The organism is Variovorax paradoxus, from assembly GCA_016806145.1.
In the GTDB taxonomy this organism is placed as follows: domain Bacteria; phylum Pseudomonadota; class Gammaproteobacteria; order Burkholderiales; family Burkholderiaceae_C; genus Variovorax.
This window is the reverse complement of record CP063166.1, coordinates 3,822,687-3,840,389: the sequence shown is the minus strand read 5'-3', so window position 1 is coordinate 3,840,389 and position 17,703 is coordinate 3,822,687. Positions and strand designations below refer to the sequence as shown.

The following is a 17,703-nucleotide window of genomic DNA, read 5'->3' as shown; positions in this document are numbered from 1 at the left end:
CATGAACGGCCAGACCCCATCCGTCACCGATGCCGTCGGCTTCGGCATCTTCCTCGCCGGCCTGGTCTACGCGCCCAACGTGGCTGCGGTGGTCGGCCCCTACATCGTGATCGTGCTGGCGTCGGTCATCGGCGCCTCGTTCGCGTTGAAGCGGCGGGAGAAGACCTCGCGCGCCGCGGCGCTTTGGTACTTCCTGCGCGTGGCCGGCCTGGCCGTGCTGATCACCGTCAGCCTAGCTGGCATCGGGAGCAGCTACTACAGCTCGCTCACCGAGCGCGTGCTGATCACGCCGGTGGCGCTGCTGATCGGCGCGATCGGCGACGACTGGCCCAAGCTGCTGCGGGCCATCGTGCGGTTCATCTTCAAGGCCATCGACCTGGCGCGCGGCAGCAGGGGGGACACGCCATGACCTGGGACATCGCCCGGCTCTATGCCCTGGCCATCTGGCCCGCGAGCGCCGCGATCTTCGCGATCGCCGGCTGCCGACTCAACGCCATGCCAAAAAACACGCGGTGGCCGGTGGTGGTCGAGTACGCGATCTGGGCGGCCATCGCCGTCGGCATGGTGCTCCTGCCGCTGGCCGGCGAGTGGCCGGGCCCGGGAATGGTGCTGCTGGCCTACAGCCTGGTCGTGGTGCTGCTGTGCAGCGCGCGGGCGTGGGCCGGCGACGTGGCGCCGGACGAGGCGACCGACATTTCGGCGCTGGAGTCGCTGGCGCTCGTGCAGCGCATCGAGCTCTATGTGCTCCGGCAGCGCGCCAGGGCCGGCGCACTCTGGCAGCGGCTCAAGGCCAGGAGGGTGCGATCGTGAACGAATCCCTGCACATCGGGCCGGACGGCACCGAGATCTGCCACTACTACGAAGACCTGCGGCTGCGGGCCTACCCCGACCCCGCATCGCCTCGCGCCAAGGCCGAGCGGGCAGGGCGGCCATCGGCGGGGCTGAGCGGTGCCCCCTGGACAATCGGATGGGGCGATACCGGCCCGGATGTTGTCGAGGGCCTGAGCATCACGCTGGATGAGGCCAATCAGCGCTTCACGCGCCGGATGGCGCTCGAGTTCGAGCCGGCGGTGCGCAAGGCCGTGCTGGTGCCGCTGACGCAGCGCCAGTTCGATGCGCTGGTCTCGATCTTCTACAACGCCGGCCGCGCGGCGCTGAGCGCGTCGACACTTGTCCGGCTTCTGAACGCGGGCGACTACGCTGGCGCGGCCAGCCAGTTCCCGCGGTGGAACATGGCCGCCGGCCAGGTCATGAAGGGCCTGCAGCGCCGGCGCGAGGCCGAGCGGCTGGTGTTCCTGGGCGGCGATGCCCGCGGCGCCATCAACTCGGCCAAGGCGCGATACCCATGATCACCGACGGACGCTGGTGCTGCCTCTGCGGCGGCCACGGCCATCACGCGAAGGACTGCCCGTGGCTGCGCTGACCTGGCTGCTCAGCAACTGGAAGCTGGTGCTGGTCGGCCTGCTGCTGGCGCTGCTGGGGCTGCAGACCGTGCGCGTCGCCGGGCTCGAGCAGGCAGCCGCCGACCGCCGCGCCACCGACGCGGAGAGCCAGCGCCTGGCCGAGCGCGCGCAGCGCACCGAGGAACAGCGCCGCGCCGCGGCCGTCACGAAGGAGGCCACCGATGCCCAAGGCCGAATCTCAACCCTGGAAGATGACCTGCGCGGCGCTCGTGCTGCTGCTGACGGCCTGCGCGAAGCTGCCGCTGGCGCCGCCGGTCGAGCCCGCGCGAGTGCCTGCACTGCCACCGCAAGCCCGAGCCAGCCTGGTGCCGACCCCCTTGGGCTGCTCGTTGACGTGCTCGGCCGGGCTGACAAACGAGCGGGAGAACTGGCGGAATACGCTGACCGGCTCCGGATCGCTGGCATCGCCTGCGAGCGCTCCTACGACGCGCTGACGCCGAAATAGGGTTACTCGTAGCCGTCGCGCTGCGTAGGGACGACCTGCCAGACCTGGCGGTGCTCCTTGATCCGCAGCTTCCCCTCGTCGTGCCAGCACTCCCGCTGAATGCCCGAGATCAGCATGCCCGGCGCCTTCCCGTTCGGGAGGATGGTCGGCGTGGACATGTGGAGCATGCTGCGCATCCTCGCGGTGCCGTAGGCCTCCCAAAGGTCGGCCACCGAGGCATATGGCTCAGACTCGTGCATCCGGTTCATCTCGCCAAACACGACCATGCCGCGCATCGGCTGAACTCGGCGGCTTGACGGGATGCGCTCGCCATCTTCGGCAAGCAGTGGGGTGACGACTGCGTAGAACACTGTGTGAGCATACAGTGGTTTGCGGGACCATCTTGGAATCCAGACTTGGCCGCCATGGAGAGGCGATATGTGGTAGCTCGGTGGTAAAAATCGGTCGGGCCTCTCGGGAGGCGCATAGAGCCTAGAAACTGGAAGTCCTCCGGTTCCGCCAAGACCCGTGCCGAAGACGAAAGTCCAAGGACGGAAAAGCCCAGAAGCAGCGATGCTTCTGGGCTTTTTTCTTGGCCGCTCGAAATGCGCTCTGGGTGGCGCTTCCTTCTTTTCGTTTCTTCGCGGCCCGACAGCAATGCGGTGGCTTCGCGCCGCCGCGCGATCGCTTCGCCTACTGGCCGGACGCCAGGGCCTGCGGCGCAGGCATGGCGGGCACGCCCACCGGCATCGTGTCCACCAGCCGCACTTCCAGCGGATCGCAGGGCGCGCCATTCTGGCGGCCGTCGAAGCGCACGCGGATGTGCGAATGGGTCGCGCCGGTGATGGTGCCCAGACGTCCGTCGCAGAACACGCGGCTGCCGCGCTGGAACTGCAGGCCGAAACGATCGTTGATCTCCTTGAAGCTCATCAGTACCTCCTGTTGTCGATGGGCTGGAGCGATGGTCGAGTGCTTTAACAAACGTTGCCGTCAGTTACCTGATGTCTTTGGCTGTAGGCCGAGTCGCGCGCGTGACGAAGGTCAAAACCTTAGCGCCAGGGAGCCAAGCCTTGTGAACTGAGCGTGCTTGAAAGCCGTGGATGTCGGGTCCATGCGCTTCAAACCGTGAACTGTGAATCCCCAAGCGTGTGTTATTCACAAACCGTCGGCGCAAAACCTAAGCTGATTCTTCTCTGCCATGCAGGGAGGAATTAACTTACGTAACTCGTCACATAAAAAAGGAACAGGGAGTGACAAACACATTGCAGGACAGCTTCGCCTGTCGTGTCAGCATGCCCATCGCCACGGCCGAGGAGCGGAGTTTTCGCTATGTCCCGGCGGTCGCCGTCTTCCGGCGGATTCCACCGGAGACGCTCGACACCTGGCTGATGCCCAACGGAAAGGCCCGCGGCGACCGCGAGCTCGCGAGCGAGGTGCTGATCGAGGTCAGGCATGCGGGCGACGACAGCGGCGCCGCGCCGCAGCGCTTCGACCTGTCGGAGGTGCTCGAGGTCGGGCGGGCCGCTTCGCTGTTCGTCTCGACCTTCCTCTCGAGCCTGCCGCGGCCCTGAGCCGAGGCGCCGGCACCGCGCCGGCAGGCGGATGGAGCGAATTCCCCCCGAATTGCTATCAAAACCTTTACGTTTTCGCGTGGTAATCGTGACTTTGTTCCGGCGGGAATGTTAACTTTTGTTGTCGATTTGAGGCCTGCGTCCTAAGATTGGGCGCACATGCACGCCCCATCCCTCGTTCTCGAACTGCCGGATCACTGGACCGGCGCTTTCGAACCCACGGTGAACGCCGACGGCTCCTGCGCCGGAGTGGCCGAGATATTCCTGGACGGCGTCCCGCGCTGCGCCCTGGTGATTGCCGACCAGCCGACCTGGGACATCGCCTTCCAGCGCGCCCAGTCCAAGGCCGTCCAGTTCGTGCGCGCCTGGAACTGCAGCGCCGACTGAGCCCGGCCCGGTCCCGGCGCCGCGGCGCTCAGCAGGTCACGCCGCCATCGATGACCAGGCTCTGCCCGGTCATGAATGCCCCCGCGCGCGAAGCCAGGAACACCGCCGCGCCCGCGATCTCGTCGGGGTCGCCAATGCGCCGCAGCGGCGTGCTCTCGGTGCGGCGGCGCAGGTTCTCGGGGTCTTCCCAGAGCGCACGCGCGAAATCGGTCTTGATCAGGCCCGGCGCGATGCAGTTCACGCGCACGTTGTGCGGCCCGTACTCCACCGCGAGGTTGCGCGCGAGCTGGAAGTCGGCCGCCTTCGAGACGTTGTAGGCGCCGATCACCGGCGAGCCGCGCAGGCCGCCGATCGAGGAGACGATGATGATCGAGCCCTCCTTGCGCTCGATCATCTGCGGCACCGCGAAGTTGATCAGCCAGTGGTTGGCGATCACGTTGTTCTCGAGGATCTTGCGGAACTGGTCGTCCTCGATGCCCGCCAGCGGACCGTAGTAGGGGTTCGACGCGGCATTGCACACCACGATGTCGACGCGCCCGAGCTGGCGCGTGGTCTCCTCGACCAGGTGGCGCAGCTCTTCCTTCGACGAGATGTTGGCCGGGATCGAGATCGCCGCGCCCGCGCCATGCGCGGCGTTGATGGCGTCGCGCACCTCGGCGCAGGGCTCGGGCTTGCGCGACGAGATCACGACCTTCGCGCCGTGCTCGGCCAGGCGCTCGGCGATGGCGCGGCCGATGCCGCGCGAGGAACCGGTGACGATGGCCACCTTGCCGGCCAGCGAGAACAAGGACATGGTGTGTTGTCTCCTCGAAATGGTCAGTCCGCGTAGCGCCCGTACTCCATGCGCGCGATGGAGCGGTTGTGCACCTCGTCGGGTCCGTCGGCCAGACGCATCGTGCGCATGCTGGCGTACTGCTTGGCCAGGCCGAAGTCGGTGGTGACGCCGGCCGCGCCATGGGCCTGGATCGCCATGTCGATGATGCGCAGCGCGGTGCGCGGCGCCGCCACCTTGATCATCGCGATCTCGAGCCGTGCCACCTTGTTGCCCACGCGGTCCATCAGGTCGGCGGCCTTGAGGCACAAGAGGCGCGTCATCTCGATGTCGATGCGGGCCTCGGCCACGCGCTGCTCCCACACCGACTGGTCGGCGATGCGCTTGCCGAAGGCGGTGCGCGACTGCAGCCGGCGCACCATCTTCTCGAGCGCCACCTCGGCGCCGCCGATCGAGCGCATGCAGTGGTGGATGCGCCCGGGCCCGAGCCGGCCCTGCGCGATCTCGAAGCCGCGGCCCTCGCCGAGCAGCAGGTTCGCCGCCGGCACGCGCACGTCGCGGAACACCACCTCGGCATGGCCGTGCGGTGCGTCGTCGAAGCCGAACACCGGCAGCATGCGCACGATCTCGATGCCCGGTGTGTGGAGCGGCACCAGGATCTGCGACTGCTGCGAATGGCGCGGCGCCTCGGGGTCGGTCTTGCCCATCACGATGGCGATCTCGCAGCGCGGGTCGCCCACGCCCGAGGACCACCACTTGCGGCCGTTGATCACGTAGTGGTCGCCGTCGCGGCGGATCGAGGTCTCGATGTTGGTGGCGTCGGACGAGGCCACGTCGGGTTCGGTCATCAGGAAGGCCGAGCGGATCCTGCCTTCGAGCAGCGGCTGCAGCCAGCGCTTCTTGTGCTCGTCGCTGCCGTAGCGGATCAGCACTTCCATGTTGCCGGTGTCGGGCGCCGAGCAGTTGAAGACCTCGGAGGCGAAGCCGACCTTGCCCATCTCCTCGGCGCAGACGGCGTACTCGAGGTTGGTGAGGCCCGCGCCCTTGTAGGGGCTGTCGGAGGGCACCGAATCGAGCGGCAGGAACAGGTTCCACAGCCCGGCCTCGCGCGCCTTGGCCTTGAGCTCCTCCACGATCGGCACGACCTGCCAGCGGTTCTCGCCGAAGCCCTGCATCTGCGCCATGTAGGTGGGCACGGCGGGGTAGACGTGCGCCTTCATGAACGCGATCACGCGATCGCGCCAATGCACTTGCTTGTCGGACAGGGTGAAGTCCATGACGGTCTCCTTTTTCTTCGTTCGTCGGATCCGGCGCGAGCCGGGCTCGGAGACGATAGCAAGGGCGCCGTTCCAATACAAACCGCCGATTCCAAAATGGTGGAACCTAGGCGACTCGCATGGGAACTGCCGATGAATGCGCGAATACCTGATCTTCGATTGCTGCTCGGTATCATCGCGGCCCACCGTCCTTCTCGCCGTTGAAGAAGCCTTCCCCCATGACCGCCGTCACCGCCCGCGAGCCGCAGACCGCGCGTTTCCAGGAAAAGCGCGATGCCATCCTCAACGCGGCCGCGGCGCAGTTCAATGCGCAGGGCGTCAAGGGCGCGACCCTGGCCGGCATCGCGGCCAGCGTGGGCCTGGTGACCAACAGCGTCACCTACTACTACCGAAAGAAGGAGGACCTGGCCACCGCCTGCTTCCTGCGCGCCATCGTGCTGTTCGACGGCATCGCCGAGGCCGCGGCGCGCGAGGCCACGGTGGAGGCGCGGGTGCGTGCCTTCCTCGCGGGCCATGCCGCGCTGCTGGCGGCCGTGGCGCTCGGCGAGCATCCGCCGGTGGTGGCCTTCAGCGACGTGCGCGCGCTGCCGAGCCCGCAGCTCGAGACCGTGCACATCGCCTACACCGGCATGTTCCGCCGCGTGCGCGGGCTGTTCAAGGACGAGGCCACCGCGCACTGGCCGCGCGAGGTGCGCAATGCCCGCACCCACCTGCTGCTGTCGCTGGTGCACTGGCTGCCGGCCTGGTTCGGCCGCTACGAGGCGGCGCAGTACCCGCGCATGGCCGCGCGCGTGGCCGACATCGTGCTCCACGGGCTCGGCGCGCCGGCGGCGCGATGGGAGGCGGTCGCGCTGTCCGATGAGGCGGTGCTGCATGGGCCCACCGACAACGCCGCGATGGATGCCTTCCTGCGCGCGGCCACCGCGCTGCTCAACGAGCAGGGCTACCGCGGCGCCTCGGTCGACAAGATCTCGGCGCGGCTCCATGTCACCAAGGGCTCGTTCTATCACCACAACGACAACAAGCTGGACCTGATCTCGGCCTGCTTCGAGCGCACTTTCGAGGTCATCCGCCGCGCCTTCCAACTCGCCGAGGACACCGGCGGCAGCGGCTGGCAGCGCGCGGGCCTGGCGGCGCGCATGCTGGTGCGCTTCCAGCGCTCGGCCGAGGGCCCGCTGCTGCGCCTGTCGTCGACCAGCGCGCTGCCCGAGGCGGCCGACCGCGCGCGCGTGCACACGACGCTGCAGCAGCGCATCGAGCGCCTGGCGGCGATGCTGGTCGACGGCCTGGTCGACGGATCGGTGCGGCCGCTCGATGCGGCGCTCGCGGCGCAGCTGCTGGTCGGCGCGATCAACGGCGCGGCCGAGCTGCACCGCTGGGTGCCCGATGCGAGCGAGGCCTCGGTGGTCGAGCTCTACCTGCGGCCGGCCTTCATGGGCCTGCTCGGCGAGGCGTCCGCTGCCGCCTGACGGCGTTCACATGCGCGCGCGATGCGCCTCGTAGCCGGGCTCGAGCTCGACGTCCATCGACTGCAGGAAGCGGCTCACGCAGACATAGAAGCTCGCGGTGAGCACCAGCTCGACCACGGCCGCGTCGTCGAAGCCGCGCGCCTTGAGCTGCGCCACGGTGGCCGCCGAGGCCGCGGGCCCGCGCGTGACCTCCTCGGCCAGCTGCAGCACCGCGCGCTCGTCGGCATCGAAGAGATCGCTGTCTTGCCAGTGCACGAGCGCGTCGATCTGCGCCTCGCTCACGCCGGCCTCGGTGGCCATCGGCAGGTGATGGGCCCATTCGTAGGCGGTGCCCGAGAGCTGCGCGCCGCGCAGGATCATCAGCTCGCGCAGCAGCCGCGGCGTCTTCGCATCCAGGCGCAGCGGCCACGCGAAATCGAGCCAGCCGCGGAACAGCGCGGGCGCGGTGCCGAGCACGCGGTAGAGATGGGGCAGGTGGAAGTCCGGGCCGCGCGCCGCGCGCACGCGCTCGAACAGCGCCGCGGCGGCGGGATCATCGGGATGCTCGGGCAGCAGGGGAACGCGGGGCATGGGTCGGGGTCCTCGGTCGGTGGATGTCAGGCGGCGCGGGTGTCGGGCCGCAGGCCGGGCGAGGGCGCGTTGCCGGCCGTGGCGCCCGCGTCGACCGGCAGGATCACGCCCGTGACCCAGCGCGCCTCGTCGCTCGCGAGGTAGGCCACGGCCTGGCCCACGTCCCAGCCCGAGCCCTCGGTCTGCAGCAGCGAACGCTTGCGGCGCTGCTCGCGCACCTCGGGCGTCATGCGGCCCGCGACCATCGGCGTGTAGACCATGCCGGGCGCCACGCAGTTGACGCGGATGCCCTCGACGCCGTGGTGCGCGGCCATGGCACGGGTCATGTTGACCACCGCGCCCTTCGAGGTCGGATAGAGCAGCGCCGGCGTGCCGCCGATCAGGCCCGCGACCGAGGCGATGTTGACGATGGCGCCGCGGCCCAGTTTGCGCATCTCGGGGATCGCGTACTTCGCCATCAGCATCATCGAGGTGACGTTGACGCGCAGCGCGTGGTCCCATTCATCCAGGTCGAGATCGACCGCATTGCCGGCCGGCCCGCCGATGCCGACGTTGTTGACCAGGATGTCGACGCGGCCCCAGGCCTCGATCGCATGGGCCACGGCCTGGCGGCATTGCGCGGCGTCCGACACGTCGCAGGCCAGGGCGAGCGCGCTGCCGCCCTCGGCCGCGATCATGCGTTCGGTCTCGCGCGCGCAGTCGAGCTGCGCATCGAGCAGCAGCACGCGCGCGCCGCGGCGCGCGAGCAGCAGGGCGGCGGCGCGGCCGTTGCCGATCTCGGCGCTGCGCGAGCCGGCGCCGGTCACGATCGCGACGCGGCCCTCGAGGCTGCTGCTGGCGGCTTCGGCATGGGGTGTGGGGGCGGTGGAGATGTTCACGGTGCGGGCGCGGGGCCGGGGACGGTGGAGGGAGTGGTCCGCAGCTTAAGTCGCGAGGCTGGCACCGGCGAATGGTGTTTCTCCCAGGGTGAATCGTTTCATCGATCGGTGTAGGGCGCTCGGACGGGCCCCGCCGTGGAAGAGGATCAGGCCGCGCGCTTGCGCGGCTTCGGGGCGGCCTGCGCGGGCACCGGCCCGCACGAGCCGCGCAGCACGAACTGCATGGGCGCGAGCACGCGGCGCGGCGGCGCATCGGGCGCGTCGCGCATGCGCTCGAGCAGCATCCGCACGCCGTCCTCGGCCGCGCGGTCGAGGTCCACCGTCACGCTGCTGATCGGCGGGCGGTGGCTGCGCGCGAAGTCCGGATCGCCCAGGGTGACCAGCGAGATGTCCCGCGGAATGCGCAGGCCCTGCGCGGCGATGGCGTTGAGCACGTCGGCCAGCACGCTGGTGCCGAGCGTGACCAGCGCGGTGGGCCGCACCGGGCCCTCGAGCAACTGCGTGACCGCGTCGAAGGCGGGGCTGGTGGAGGTCGGCAGCCGCACGATGTGCGCGGGCCGCGCCGCCAGGCCGCTGGCCTCGAGCCCGGCCTCGAAGCCCTCGATGCGGCGGCGCATCGGCCGGTTCTGCATGTCGGCCACCACCAGGCCCAGCTCGCGATGGCCCAGGCTTGCGAGGTGCAGCACGGCCTCCTTCACGCCGCGCGGATGGTCGAACAGCAACTGGTCCTGCGCCACGTCCATGTCGCGGTCGAGGATCACGGCCGGGATGCCGAGCTTCTCGACCGCCTCGAGCACCGCCGGGTCGCGCTCGTTGCCCGGCGCGATGATCACGCCGTCCATGCGGCGGCCCTGGAACATCGCGAGGATCTCGAGCTCCCACTGCGGATCGTTGAGGCTGTTGGCCAGCAGCACCATGTAGCCGGCCTCGCGCAGCTTGGCCTCGAAGGTGCGGTAGAGCTTGGCGTAGAGCGGATTGGCGACGTCGGTGAACATGCAGCCCACCGTGCGCGAGCTGCGCGCGCGCAGCGCCTGCGCCGCATGGTTGAGCCGCCAGTCGAGTTCGCGCATCGCACGCTCGACGCGCTCGCGCAGCGCGGGGCTCACGTTCTGGGCCTTGTTGATCACGCGCGAGACGCTGCCCAGCGACACGCCGGCAAGCGTGGCCACGTCCTTGATGCTCGCCTTGCCGGCCTTGGGGTTCATGCGCAGTGCGGTGCTCGCGACCGAAAGCGCGAGATTCTAGGGGGCGGTTCAGGGCGCCGCGGGCGCCACCATGCGCTGCAGGAAGGGCTGGCGCGCGAACACCGCGTCGCGCGGACCGGCATCGACCACGCGGCCGGCCTCCATCAGCACCACCGCGTCGAAGCGCTCGAGCAGGCTCAACCGGTGCACCGAGGCCACCACGCAGGCGCGCGGAAAGGCCTGCGCGATGCGCTCGAGCACGCGCGCCTCGGTGGCCGCATCGAGCGCGCTCGTGGGCTCGTCGAGCAGCAGCAGCGAGCTGCCCTGGGCCGCGAGCACGCCGCGCGCCAGGCACAGCCGCTGGCGCTGGCCGCCCGAGAGGTTGAAGCCGCGCTCCGACACCGCGGTGTCGAGGTCGCCGTGGGTGGCGGCCAGCACTTCGTCGAAGGTGCTCGCATGCAGCGCGGCGCGCAGCGCGTCGTCGTCGAAGGGCAGGCCGAAGGCGAGGTTCTCGCGCACGCTGGCCTCGAACAGCTCGGTCTCCTGCGGGATCAGCGTGGCGATGCGGCGCAGCTGCGTCCAGTCGACCGGCTGGCCGTCGAGCGCGAGCACGCCGCCCTGCGGCGCATAGAGGCCCGCGAGCACGCGCAGCAAGGTGCTCTTGCCGCCGCCGCTCGGGCCCACCAGCGCCACGCGTTCGCCGCGGCGCAGCGCGAGCGACACCGCATGCAGGCCGCCGCGCGGGCGTTCCTCGCCGGGAGCCGTCGTCGTTGCGGGTGCGCTGCCGCGCGGCGCGTAGTTCCAGTCCAGCGCATCGACGGCCAGCGTCTGCCAGGCGGCCTCGGCATCGATGCGCTCGGCCGCGGGCACCTGCTCGGGCGGCGTGGCCAGCGAGTCGCCCTTGGGCGCCTCCCAGATCGGCGCCGCGCTGCCGTAGTCGGTGTGCATGCGCGCGAAGAAGCTGAAGTTGGCCGCCACCGAGGTGACCACGCCCGCGGCCTGCTGCGCGTACTGGTAGATCATGAACACCCCACCCAGCATCACGGCCTGGCCCGGCGTGCGCGACTGCCAGACGTAGATCACCACCAGCCCCCAGGTCAGCGCCAGGCCCATGAGGTCGACCGCGAACCACTTGCCTTCGTTGAGCACCACGGTGCGCTTCAGCGGCTCCGACACCGCGCGCATGCGCCGGCGCAGCAGCAGCCGCGAGGCGCCCTGCAGCCGCAGGCCGATCACCGTCGAGGCGTTGCCGAGGAAGTCGAGCAGCGCCGCCACGTAGCGGCGGTCGGCGTCGTTCTCGGTGCGCGCCAGCCGCATCAGCGCGCGGTCGATGCGCAGGATCACGACCGCGATCAGCACGTAGCCCGCGAGCGCCGTGGCGCCGCTGGTGCGCGACAGCAGCGCCAGCGCCACCAGCGGCCCGACGAAGTTGACGACGTTGGTGAGCCAGATGAACTGGTTCTGCGCGAAGTCCGACAGCGCGCGGCTGGCCTGGTGCACCCGGTGCTGCAGCTCGCCCGAATGGTGGCCGTCGTGCCAGGCCAGCGGCGCCGCGGCGATGCGCGCATAGAGCTGGTCGGCCAGGGTCTCGCGCACCTTCACGCCCACGTTGCGCTCGAGGATGCGGCCCGGTCCGTGCAGCGCCCAGGCGCCGACGTAGACCCCGGCCAGCGTCGCGATCCAGCGGCCGGCACCGCCGAAGTCGCCGCGCTGCAGCGCATTGATGGCCTGGCCCGCGAGGTAGGGCAGGGTGAGGCGGATCAGCTGCGAGCTGGCCAGCAGCGCGGTGGCGCCCAGCAGCTGGCCGCGCGCGCCGGCGGCGAAGTGCCACAGGGCCGAATAGAGTTCGCGGATGGCGCTGCCGGGCCGGGTGCTCGTGGATTGCATGGGCGCAGTGTGCCCAAGGCGCGGGGGCGCCCGGCGTAGGAGCGCGGCACGCGCGCGTCGCTGATCCGCAACGAGGCGATGCAAAAGTAACTTTATGTATGGTTAAATCCGCCGCAACTTACGCGAAGTAGAGGACGAGGGGATCCCATGAAGCTGCTGTTGAGCCTTGCGTGCGCGGTCGTGGTCCTGGCCGGCTGCGTCAGCGCGCCGCCGACGCCGACCGAGCCCGGAACCGGCCGCGGCCTGTCCTATGTGCCGAAGGTCGCGATGCAAGGCGTGGACCGTGTCCGCTACGACGCCGACGTGGCCGAGTGCCGCACCGCCGCCACGCGCATCACCGCGCGCAACGAGGACAACGACTGGATGTGGGCCGCCTTCGGCCTGGGCCTGATCACCGTGCACGGCCAGGGCATCGCGGGCGCGGCCGCTTGGACCGGCCTCGCCGCCGTCATCGTCGACATGAACTCGCGGCCGCCCGAGTCGGTGATCGCCGAGCACCAGCAGATCGCCGTCGTGCACTGCATGGCCAAGCGCGGCTACCGCAACCTCGACCCGAACGTGCGCGACAGCTTCTACGCCTACGGCTATTCGCCGGTCGAGTCGTTCGCGCCGCGCCGCACCGGCGTCGACACCTACAACGTCGAACGCATCGCGAAGAACGGCCGCTGCAACCTGCAGCCGCGCGCCGAGCTCACGGCCAAGGGCCCGGGCTACGAGGCCTACACCGTGCCGTGCGAGAACGGCGGCACCTGGGCCGTGCGCTGCGAGTTCGGCCAGTGCCGCGTGCTGGCGCAGGCGCCCGTGCGGCGCTCCTGAACCGGGTGCTCACCCGCCCAGAAAAAAGCGGCGCCTCGGCGCCGCTTTTTCGTTGGGCTGGCTCAACGCCAGACGTAGTGCCCGCGCACCAGCCGGCCGTGCTCGCGATGGGCCGGCACCCACACCTTGTGCTTGCGGTGGTGCGGCGCCATGTGCGGCCGGTCGTAGCCGGGGCCGCCATGGGGCTGGGCCATGACGGCGCCGGAGGAAGCGAGCAGGCCGAGGGCGGCCGCGACGATGAAGAGGGTCTTTTTCATGTTGGAGTCCTTCATGGGAGTGGATGCGCGGCGAAGCACCGTTGCATGGGCCTCGATCCGCACGGTTGAACCTTAGTTCGCTCCCATGACGGCGTCGCGTAGGCGTTCGCGCAGTCCGCGCGCGGGCGCTCGGCCCTTGAACGCGTGCTGCTCAGTTCACGATCAGCCCGCGCAACGCGGGATCGGCCGGCGGCGGCTTCAGGTCCATCTCGTGCAGCGTCTTCACCAGCAGCTCGGCGATCATCAGGTTGCGGTGCCGCTTGCTGTTGGCCGGGATCACGTGCCAGGGCGCATGCGCGCTCGAGGTCGCGCCCAGCGCCTTGTCGTAGGCGCGCTGGTAGGCATCCCACTTGGTGCGCACCTCGAGGTCGGCCATGCTGAACTTCCATTCCTTGCCGGGCGTGTCGATGCGCGCCTGCAGCCGCTGGCGCTGCTCCTCCTTGTCGATGTGCAGCATGCACTTGACGATGGTGGTGCCGGTCTCCACGAGCAGGCGCTCGAAGTCGTTGATCTGCGCGTAGCGGCGCTTCGTCTCGGCCTTGTCGATCCAGCCCTCGACCACCGGCACCAGCACATCCTCGTAGTGGCTGCGGTTCCACACCATGACCTCGCCGGTGCGCGGCACCACCGCATGGCAGCGCCACAGGTAGTCGTGCGCGCGCTCCTCGTCGTTGGGCGCCTTGAAGGCGCTCACGCGCACGCCCAGCGGCGAGGTGCGCGAGAACACCCAGCGCACGGTGCCGTCCTTGCCGCTGGTGTCCATGCCCTGCAGCACCACCAGCAGCTTGCGGCGGCCTTCGGCATGCAGCAGGTTCTGCAGTTCGTCGAGCTCGATTGCCAGGGCGTCGAGGCGGTCACGCTGCGCGGCCTCGTTGCCCTTGAGGAAGGGCGTGTCGCCGGGATCGAGGTCGGAGAGCTGGAACTTGCTGCCGACGCGGTACTTCTTGAAGCTGGCCATGGCCTGCGGTCTCCGTTGAATGAACGAAGGCCACAGGGTACGCGATGGGCGCGCCGCGGCTGTCAGCGCTCGTCGGGATCGATCGAGGCGCTCCAGCGGTTGTCCCACTCGGCATGGCGCGCCGCGTCGTCGAGCACGCGCCGGTCGCGCTTGGTCGGGCGGCCCTGCTCGATGGCGAGCGCGGGTTCGCTGCCCATGCGGCGCTGCTCGCGGAAGGCGGCCTGCGCCGCCAGGCTCTCGGGCGTTTCCTCGTAGAGCTGCTGGGCCACGGGCGCCGGGCCGCGCTGGCCGCTGAGGCCGCGCACGGCGACGGTGCGGGTCAGCGGGCCGAGCCGGATCGAGACGGTGTCGCCGACCTTGACCTCGCGCGAGGCCTTGGCGACATCGCCGTTCACCAGGATGCGGTTCTTGCCGATCTCCTCGGCCGCCAGCGAGCGGGTCTTGAAGAAGCGGGCGGCCCAGAGCCATTTGTCGATGCGAAGACGATCCATAAGTCAGGAGTTGTGCCGGTCCAGTGGCAAGTGCACGACGGCGTCGAGCCCGGCGATATTGTCCCGCGTGTCGGGCCCCGTGCGGTTGTCGAGCGCGATCCGGCCGTCGAGCGCGAGCACGATCTCGCGGCAGATCGCGAGGCCCAGGCCCGAGCCGCTGGCGCTGTCGCCGGCCGAGAAGGGCGCGAACAGCCGCTGCCGCAGCTCGGCGGAGATGCCCGGGCCGCTGTCGCGCACCCGCAGCATCGCCTCGCCGGCCTCGGCGCGCACCGCCACCGACAGCGCCCCGCCGGCCGGCGACTGCTTGATCGCGTTGTGCAGCAGGTTGCGCGTGAGCTCCTGCAGCATCCAGCGGTGGGCGCGCACCGGCACCGGCGCGTCGGCGTCGAGCTCGAAGTCCAGCGCCTTGTCGGCGATCAGCGGCGACAGGTCGAGCACGATCTGGCGCACCACCTCGGCCAGGTCGAGCCGCACCGACTCGGGCTGCTGGCGCAGCTGCTCGACCTTGGCCAGCGACAGCATCTGGTTGGCCAGCGCGGTCGCGCGGTCCACGGTCTGGTTGATCTCGACCAGCGCCTGCTCGGGCGCCAGGTCGCCGCGGCGCGCCGACTGCACCTGCGCCTTGAGCACCGCCAGCGGGGTGCGCAGCTGGTGCGCGCTGTCGCGCACGAAGCGCTTCTGGTGGTCGAGCAGCCGCTGCAGCCGTCCCATGACCTCGGTGGTGGCATCGATCAGCGGGCGCAGCTCGCGCGGCGCGTCGGGTGCGTCGATCGGCGAGAGGTCGTCGGCGGCGCGCCGGTCGATCGCCTCGCCGAGCTGGCGCACCGGCCGGGTCGCGCGCTGCACCACGAACACGGTGACGGCCGCGATCACGCCCATCAGCAGCAGCTGGCGCCAGAGCGTGTCGAGCAGCAGCTTGCGCACCAGGGTCTCGCGCAGCTCCAGGGTCTCGGCCACCTGCACCACGGCCATGCCGCGGCCGCGCGCGCTGGCCACCGGTTGCAGCAGCACCGCCACGCGCACCGGCTGGTCGCGAAAGCGCGCGTCGTAGAAGTCGACCAGCGCGGCATAAGGCGTGCGATCGGGAATGCGGCCATGCCAGAACGGCAGCTCGGCGAAGCCCGAGATCATCTCGCCCTGCAGCGTCGAGACGCGGTAGAAGAGCCGGCTGCGGTTGTCGGCTTCGAAGGCCTCGAGCGCCGAGTAGGGCACGATCGCGCGCAGCTCGGCTCGCTCGTCGTAGCCCTCCACGTCGAGCTGCTCGCCGATGGTCTTGGCCGAGGCGAGCAGCGTGCGGTCGTAGGCGGTGGTGGCGGCGGCCAGGCTCTGGCGGTAGAGGCTCACGCTGTTGATCACGATCAGCAGCGCGACCGGCGCGAGGATGCCGAACAGCAGCCTCGCGCGCAGCGACAGGTTGGCCGTCATGGCTCGGCGCGAAGCAGGTAGCCCAGGCCGCGCAGCGTCATCAGCGCGGCGCCGGTGCCCACGAGCTTCTTGCGCAGCCGGTACACCACCACCTCGACCGCCTCGTACTGCACGTCGGTCTCGCCCGGGAACACCAGCTCGAACAGCCGTTCCTTGGTGAGCGCGTGGCCGGGCTTCATCATCAGCGCCTTGAGCAGCGCGAGCTCGCGCGGCGTGAGTTCGAGCACCTCGGCGCGGTGGTAGATGGCGCCGCTGTCGGGCTCGAAGCGCAGGCCGCCGACCTCCTGCGGATTGAGCACCGGGTCGGGTCCGGCGTTCTGGTTGCGCCGGCGCAGCGCGCGGATGCGGGCCTCGAGCTCGTCGAGGTCGAAGGGCTTGGGCAGGTAGTCGTCGGCGCCGGCGTTGAGGCCGACGATGCGGTCGCCCACGGTGCCGCGCGCGGTCAGCAGCAGCACCGGCGTGCGCAGGCCCTCGGCGCGCGCCTGCGCCAGCACCTGCAGGCCGTCGAGGTTGGGCAGGCTCAGGTCGAGCGCCACCACGTCGGGCTCGACCGCGCGCCAGTGCTCGAGCGCGAGCGCGCCGTCGCCGCAGACCCGCACGTCGATCTTGCGGCGCGCGAGGCTGCGCTGCAGCGTGACCTGCATCGAGGGATCGTCTTCGACCAGCAGCAACTTCATGGATCGGGGCGGCCGGCGGGCTCGCGCAGGGGGGCTCGGGGCGGGGAGGGCTTCGGTGTTTTCCCCAGTCCGGTGGACAGCCAACTGACAGCGGGGCGGCGCATGATAGCGGTTCAGGTCCAAGTCAGGTTCCGTTCCTTTTCCCCCTCAGGAGACACCAACGATGCGTCGCGATACCTTTTTGAAGTCCCTGGCCGCGCTGGCCGCCGCCGGCGCGCTGCCGCTGTCGGCGCGTGCCGCCGCCAACGTCAAGATGATGATTCCCGCCAACCCCGGCGGCGGATGGGACACCACGGGTCGCGCGCTGGGCAAGGCGCTGACGGACGCCAAGGTGGCCGACACGGTCGCCTACGACAACAAGGGCGGCGCCGCCGGTGCGCTGGGCCTGGCCCAGTTCGTCAACGGTTCCAAGGGCGATCCCAACGCCCTGATGGTGATGGGCTCGGTCATGCTGGGCGGCATCATCACCGGCAAGCCGCCGGTCAAGCTCGAGCAGGCCACGCCGATCGCGCGCATGACCACCGAATACAACGTCTTCGTGCTGCCCTCGAACTCGCCGTTCAAGACCATGAAGGACGTGGTCGAGCAGCTCAAGAAGGACCCGGGCAGCGTCAAGTGGGGCGGCGGTTCGCGCGGCTCCACCGAGCACATCGCCGCGGCCATGATCGCGCAGAAGGTCGGCGCCGATCCCTCGAAGATCAACTACGTGGCCTTCCGCGGAGGCGGCGAGGCCACCGCGGCCATCCTCGGCGGCAACGTCACCATCGGCGGCAGCGGCTACAGCGAGTTCGCCGAATACATCGCGGCCGGCAAGATGAAGCCCATCGCCGTCACCTCGGCCCAGCGCCTGCCCGGCATCAACGTGCCCACGCTCAAGGAGCAGGGCATCGACGTCGAGATCGGCAACTGGCGCGGCGTATACGGCGCGCCCGGCATCAGCGCCGAGCAGCGCAAGGCCCTGACCGAGATGGTGCTGGCCGCGCTCAAGAGCTCCTCGTGGGCCGAGTCGCTCAAGAAGAACGACTGGACGCCGGCCGTGCTGTCGGGCGACGCCTTCAGCAAGTTCGTCGACGACGACTTCGCGAGCCTGCGCGCCATCATGGCCAAGTCCGGCATGGTCTGAGCCTGCGCTCCACCCAGCCCACACGGCGCGCTGTCCCTCACGACAGCGTGCCGTTTTCAAATCCAGCCCGTCTC

General features: G+C 70.1%; 22 protein-coding genes. 9 read left to right on the top strand and 13 right to left on the bottom strand.

Going from position 1 to position 17,703, the window contains the following annotated elements:
- Position 1: 1 nt before the first annotated feature.
- From INQ48_17995 to INQ48_17980, 4 genes are read left to right on the top strand one after another with little or no spacing between them, the layout of a single operon-like run.
- A complete protein-coding gene (locus INQ48_17995) occupies positions 2-409 on the top strand; it encodes a hypothetical protein (GenBank protein ID QRF55301.1) in 408 nt (135 codons plus the stop codon).
- Positions 406-810: a hypothetical protein gene (locus INQ48_17990; GenBank protein ID QRF55300.1), complete on the top strand. Its 405-nt coding sequence runs from the start codon at positions 406-408 to the stop codon at positions 808-810. Before INQ48_17995 ends, INQ48_17990 begins: the two co-directional genes overlap by 4 nt.
- Positions 807-1,349 (top strand): lysozyme, encoded by a 543-nt coding sequence (locus INQ48_17985; protein QRF55299.1) that lies wholly within the window; start codon positions 807-809, stop codon positions 1,347-1,349. Before INQ48_17990 ends, INQ48_17985 begins: the two co-directional genes overlap by 4 nt.
- On the top strand, positions 1,306-1,908 hold the full coding sequence (locus INQ48_17980; GenBank protein ID QRF55298.1) for a DUF2514 family protein: 603 nt from the start codon (positions 1,306-1,308) through the stop codon (positions 1,906-1,908). The genes INQ48_17985 and INQ48_17980 overlap by 44 nt, the downstream gene beginning before the upstream one ends.
- Before the next feature lie 2 nt (positions 1,909-1,910).
- On the opposite strand, the gene INQ48_17975 is transcribed toward INQ48_17980, so the two are convergent.
- Both INQ48_17975 and INQ48_17970 read right to left on the bottom strand, forming a co-directional pair.
- On the bottom strand, positions 1,911-2,258 hold the full coding sequence (locus tag INQ48_17975; GenBank protein ID QRF55297.1) for a hypothetical protein: 348 nt from the start codon (positions 2,256-2,258) through the stop codon (positions 1,911-1,913).
- Between the two features lie 322 nt (positions 2,259-2,580).
- The gene (locus tag INQ48_17970; protein QRF55296.1) at positions 2,581-2,817 is read right to left on the bottom strand and encodes a hypothetical protein; all 237 of its coding nucleotides are present in this window, start codon (positions 2,815-2,817) and stop codon (positions 2,581-2,583) included.
- A gap of 362 nt (positions 2,818-3,179) precedes the next feature.
- Between INQ48_17970 and INQ48_17965 the strand changes: the two genes are divergently transcribed.
- Both INQ48_17965 and INQ48_17960 read left to right on the top strand, forming a co-directional pair.
- Entirely contained in the window at positions 3,180-3,458 is a 279-nt protein-coding gene (locus INQ48_17965) for a hypothetical protein (GenBank protein QRF60783.1), read from the top strand.
- 159 nt (positions 3,459-3,617) lie between these two features.
- The gene (locus INQ48_17960; GenBank protein QRF55295.1) at positions 3,618-3,845 is read left to right on the top strand and encodes a hypothetical protein; all 228 of its coding nucleotides are present in this window, start codon (positions 3,618-3,620) and stop codon (positions 3,843-3,845) included.
- 28 nt (positions 3,846-3,873) lie between these two features.
- Here INQ48_17960 and INQ48_17955 read toward each other — a convergent pair whose 3' ends face one another.
- Positions 3,874-4,638 (bottom strand): SDR family oxidoreductase, encoded by a 765-nt coding sequence (locus INQ48_17955; GenBank protein QRF55294.1) that lies wholly within the window; start codon positions 4,636-4,638, stop codon positions 3,874-3,876.
- Positions 4,639-4,661: 23 nt separating this feature from the next.
- Positions 4,662-5,894: an acyl-CoA dehydrogenase family protein gene (locus tag INQ48_17950; GenBank protein QRF55293.1), complete on the bottom strand. Its 1,233-nt coding sequence runs from the start codon at positions 5,892-5,894 to the stop codon at positions 4,662-4,664.
- Positions 5,895-6,112: 218 nt separating this feature from the next.
- Here INQ48_17950 and INQ48_17945 point away from each other — a divergent pair, with 218 nt between their 5' ends.
- On the top strand, positions 6,113-7,363 hold the full coding sequence (locus tag INQ48_17945) for a TetR/AcrR family transcriptional regulator (protein ID QRF55292.1): 1,251 nt from the start codon (positions 6,113-6,115) through the stop codon (positions 7,361-7,363).
- 6 nt (positions 7,364-7,369) lie between these two features.
- Here the strand turns inward: INQ48_17945 and INQ48_17940 are convergent, their stop codons facing one another.
- From INQ48_17940 to INQ48_17925, 4 genes are all read right to left on the bottom strand, one after another.
- On the bottom strand, positions 7,370-7,933 hold the full coding sequence (locus tag INQ48_17940) for a carboxymuconolactone decarboxylase family protein (protein ID QRF55291.1): 564 nt from the start codon (positions 7,931-7,933) through the stop codon (positions 7,370-7,372).
- Between the two features lie 26 nt (positions 7,934-7,959).
- Entirely contained in the window at positions 7,960-8,805 is an 846-nt protein-coding gene (locus INQ48_17935; GenBank protein ID QRF60782.1) for a glucose 1-dehydrogenase, read from the bottom strand.
- A gap of 152 nt (positions 8,806-8,957) precedes the next feature.
- Positions 8,958-10,016: a substrate-binding domain-containing protein gene (locus tag INQ48_17930; protein ID QRF55290.1), complete on the bottom strand. Its 1,059-nt coding sequence runs from the start codon at positions 10,014-10,016 to the stop codon at positions 8,958-8,960.
- Positions 10,017-10,064: 48 nt separating this feature from the next.
- Positions 10,065-11,882 carry an ABC transporter ATP-binding protein gene (locus tag INQ48_17925; GenBank protein ID QRF55289.1) on the bottom strand — a complete coding sequence of 606 codons (1,818 nt, stop codon included), beginning with the start codon at positions 11,880-11,882 and terminating at the stop codon, positions 10,065-10,067.
- Between the two features lie 147 nt (positions 11,883-12,029).
- Between INQ48_17925 and INQ48_17920 the strand changes: the two genes are divergently transcribed.
- Positions 12,030-12,698, top strand: coding sequence for a hypothetical protein (locus tag INQ48_17920; protein QRF55288.1), 669 nt, complete (start codon positions 12,030-12,032; stop codon positions 12,696-12,698).
- Positions 12,699-12,760: 62 nt separating this feature from the next.
- Here INQ48_17920 and INQ48_17915 read toward each other — a convergent pair whose 3' ends face one another.
- The 5 genes from INQ48_17915 to INQ48_17895 form a co-directional block, all read right to left on the bottom strand.
- Complete coding sequence (locus INQ48_17915) at positions 12,761-12,955, bottom strand: hypothetical protein (protein ID QRF55287.1); 195 nt, start codon at positions 12,953-12,955, stop codon at positions 12,761-12,763.
- A 151-nt stretch (positions 12,956-13,106) separates the two neighbouring features.
- Positions 13,107-13,913, bottom strand: coding sequence for a polyphosphate kinase 2 family protein (locus tag INQ48_17910; protein ID QRF55286.1), 807 nt, complete (start codon positions 13,911-13,913; stop codon positions 13,107-13,109).
- A gap of 62 nt (positions 13,914-13,975) precedes the next feature.
- Positions 13,976-14,404 carry an RNA-binding S4 domain-containing protein gene (locus INQ48_17905; protein QRF55285.1) on the bottom strand — a complete coding sequence of 143 codons (429 nt, stop codon included), beginning with the start codon at positions 14,402-14,404 and terminating at the stop codon, positions 13,976-13,978.
- Between the two features lie 3 nt (positions 14,405-14,407).
- Positions 14,408-15,829: a sensor histidine kinase N-terminal domain-containing protein gene (locus INQ48_17900; protein QRF55284.1), complete on the bottom strand. Its 1,422-nt coding sequence runs from the start codon at positions 15,827-15,829 to the stop codon at positions 14,408-14,410.
- Positions 15,826-16,506, bottom strand: coding sequence for a response regulator transcription factor (locus tag INQ48_17895; protein QRF55283.1), 681 nt, complete (start codon positions 16,504-16,506; stop codon positions 15,826-15,828). Before INQ48_17895 ends, INQ48_17900 begins: the two co-directional genes overlap by 4 nt.
- A gap of 163 nt (positions 16,507-16,669) precedes the next feature.
- On the opposite strand from INQ48_17895, the gene INQ48_17890 reads away from it, so the two are divergent.
- Positions 16,670-17,629: a tripartite tricarboxylate transporter substrate binding protein gene (locus INQ48_17890; protein QRF55282.1), complete on the top strand. Its 960-nt coding sequence runs from the start codon at positions 16,670-16,672 to the stop codon at positions 17,627-17,629.
- Positions 17,630-17,703: the final 74 nt, after the last annotated feature.

What these genes read in the sequence shown, in the direction of transcription:
- INQ48_17965 (QRF60783.1), top strand. Translation starts at nt 3,180, where the DNA reads ATGCCCATCGCCACGGCCGAGGAGCGGAGTTTTCGCTATGTCCCGGCG.
- INQ48_17910 (QRF55286.1), bottom strand. Translation starts at nt 13,913, where the DNA reads ATGGCCAGCTTCAAGAAGTACCGCGTCGGCAGCAAGTTCCAGCTCTCC.
- INQ48_17940 (QRF55291.1), bottom strand. Translation starts at nt 7,933, where the DNA reads ATGCCCCGCGTTCCCCTGCTGCCCGAGCATCCCGATGATCCCGCCGCC.
- INQ48_17955 (QRF55294.1), bottom strand. Translation starts at nt 4,638, where the DNA reads ATGTCCTTGTTCTCGCTGGCCGGCAAGGTGGCCATCGTCACCGGTTCC.
- INQ48_17960 (QRF55295.1), top strand. Translation starts at nt 3,618, where the DNA reads ATGCACGCCCCATCCCTCGTTCTCGAACTGCCGGATCACTGGACCGGC.
- INQ48_17900 (QRF55284.1), bottom strand. Translation starts at nt 15,829, where the DNA reads ATGACGGCCAACCTGTCGCTGCGCGCGAGGCTGCTGTTCGGCATCCTC.
- INQ48_17890 (QRF55282.1), top strand. Translation starts at nt 16,670, where the DNA reads ATGCGTCGCGATACCTTTTTGAAGTCCCTGGCCGCGCTGGCCGCCGCC.
- INQ48_17980 (QRF55298.1), top strand. Translation starts at nt 1,306, where the DNA reads ATGCCCGCGGCGCCATCAACTCGGCCAAGGCGCGATACCCATGATCAC.
- INQ48_17920 (QRF55288.1), top strand. Translation starts at nt 12,030, where the DNA reads ATGAAGCTGCTGTTGAGCCTTGCGTGCGCGGTCGTGGTCCTGGCCGGC.
- INQ48_17970 (QRF55296.1), bottom strand. Translation starts at nt 2,817, where the DNA reads ATGAGCTTCAAGGAGATCAACGATCGTTTCGGCCTGCAGTTCCAGCGC.
- INQ48_17930 (QRF55290.1), bottom strand. Translation starts at nt 10,016, where the DNA reads ATGAACCCCAAGGCCGGCAAGGCGAGCATCAAGGACGTGGCCACGCTT.
- INQ48_17950 (QRF55293.1), bottom strand. Translation starts at nt 5,894, where the DNA reads ATGGACTTCACCCTGTCCGACAAGCAAGTGCATTGGCGCGATCGCGTG.
- INQ48_17990 (QRF55300.1), top strand. Translation starts at nt 406, where the DNA reads ATGACCTGGGACATCGCCCGGCTCTATGCCCTGGCCATCTGGCCCGCG.
- INQ48_17945 (QRF55292.1), top strand. Translation starts at nt 6,113, where the DNA reads ATGACCGCCGTCACCGCCCGCGAGCCGCAGACCGCGCGTTTCCAGGAA.
- INQ48_17915 (QRF55287.1), bottom strand. Translation starts at nt 12,955, where the DNA reads ATGAAAAAGACCCTCTTCATCGTCGCGGCCGCCCTCGGCCTGCTCGCT.
- INQ48_17895 (QRF55283.1), bottom strand. Translation starts at nt 16,506, where the DNA reads ATGAAGTTGCTGCTGGTCGAAGACGATCCCTCGATGCAGGTCACGCTG.
- INQ48_17905 (QRF55285.1), bottom strand. Translation starts at nt 14,404, where the DNA reads ATGGATCGTCTTCGCATCGACAAATGGCTCTGGGCCGCCCGCTTCTTC.
- INQ48_17925 (QRF55289.1), bottom strand. Translation starts at nt 11,882, where the DNA reads ATGCAATCCACGAGCACCCGGCCCGGCAGCGCCATCCGCGAACTCTAT.
- INQ48_17995 (QRF55301.1), top strand. Translation starts at nt 2, where the DNA reads ATGAACGGCCAGACCCCATCCGTCACCGATGCCGTCGGCTTCGGCATC.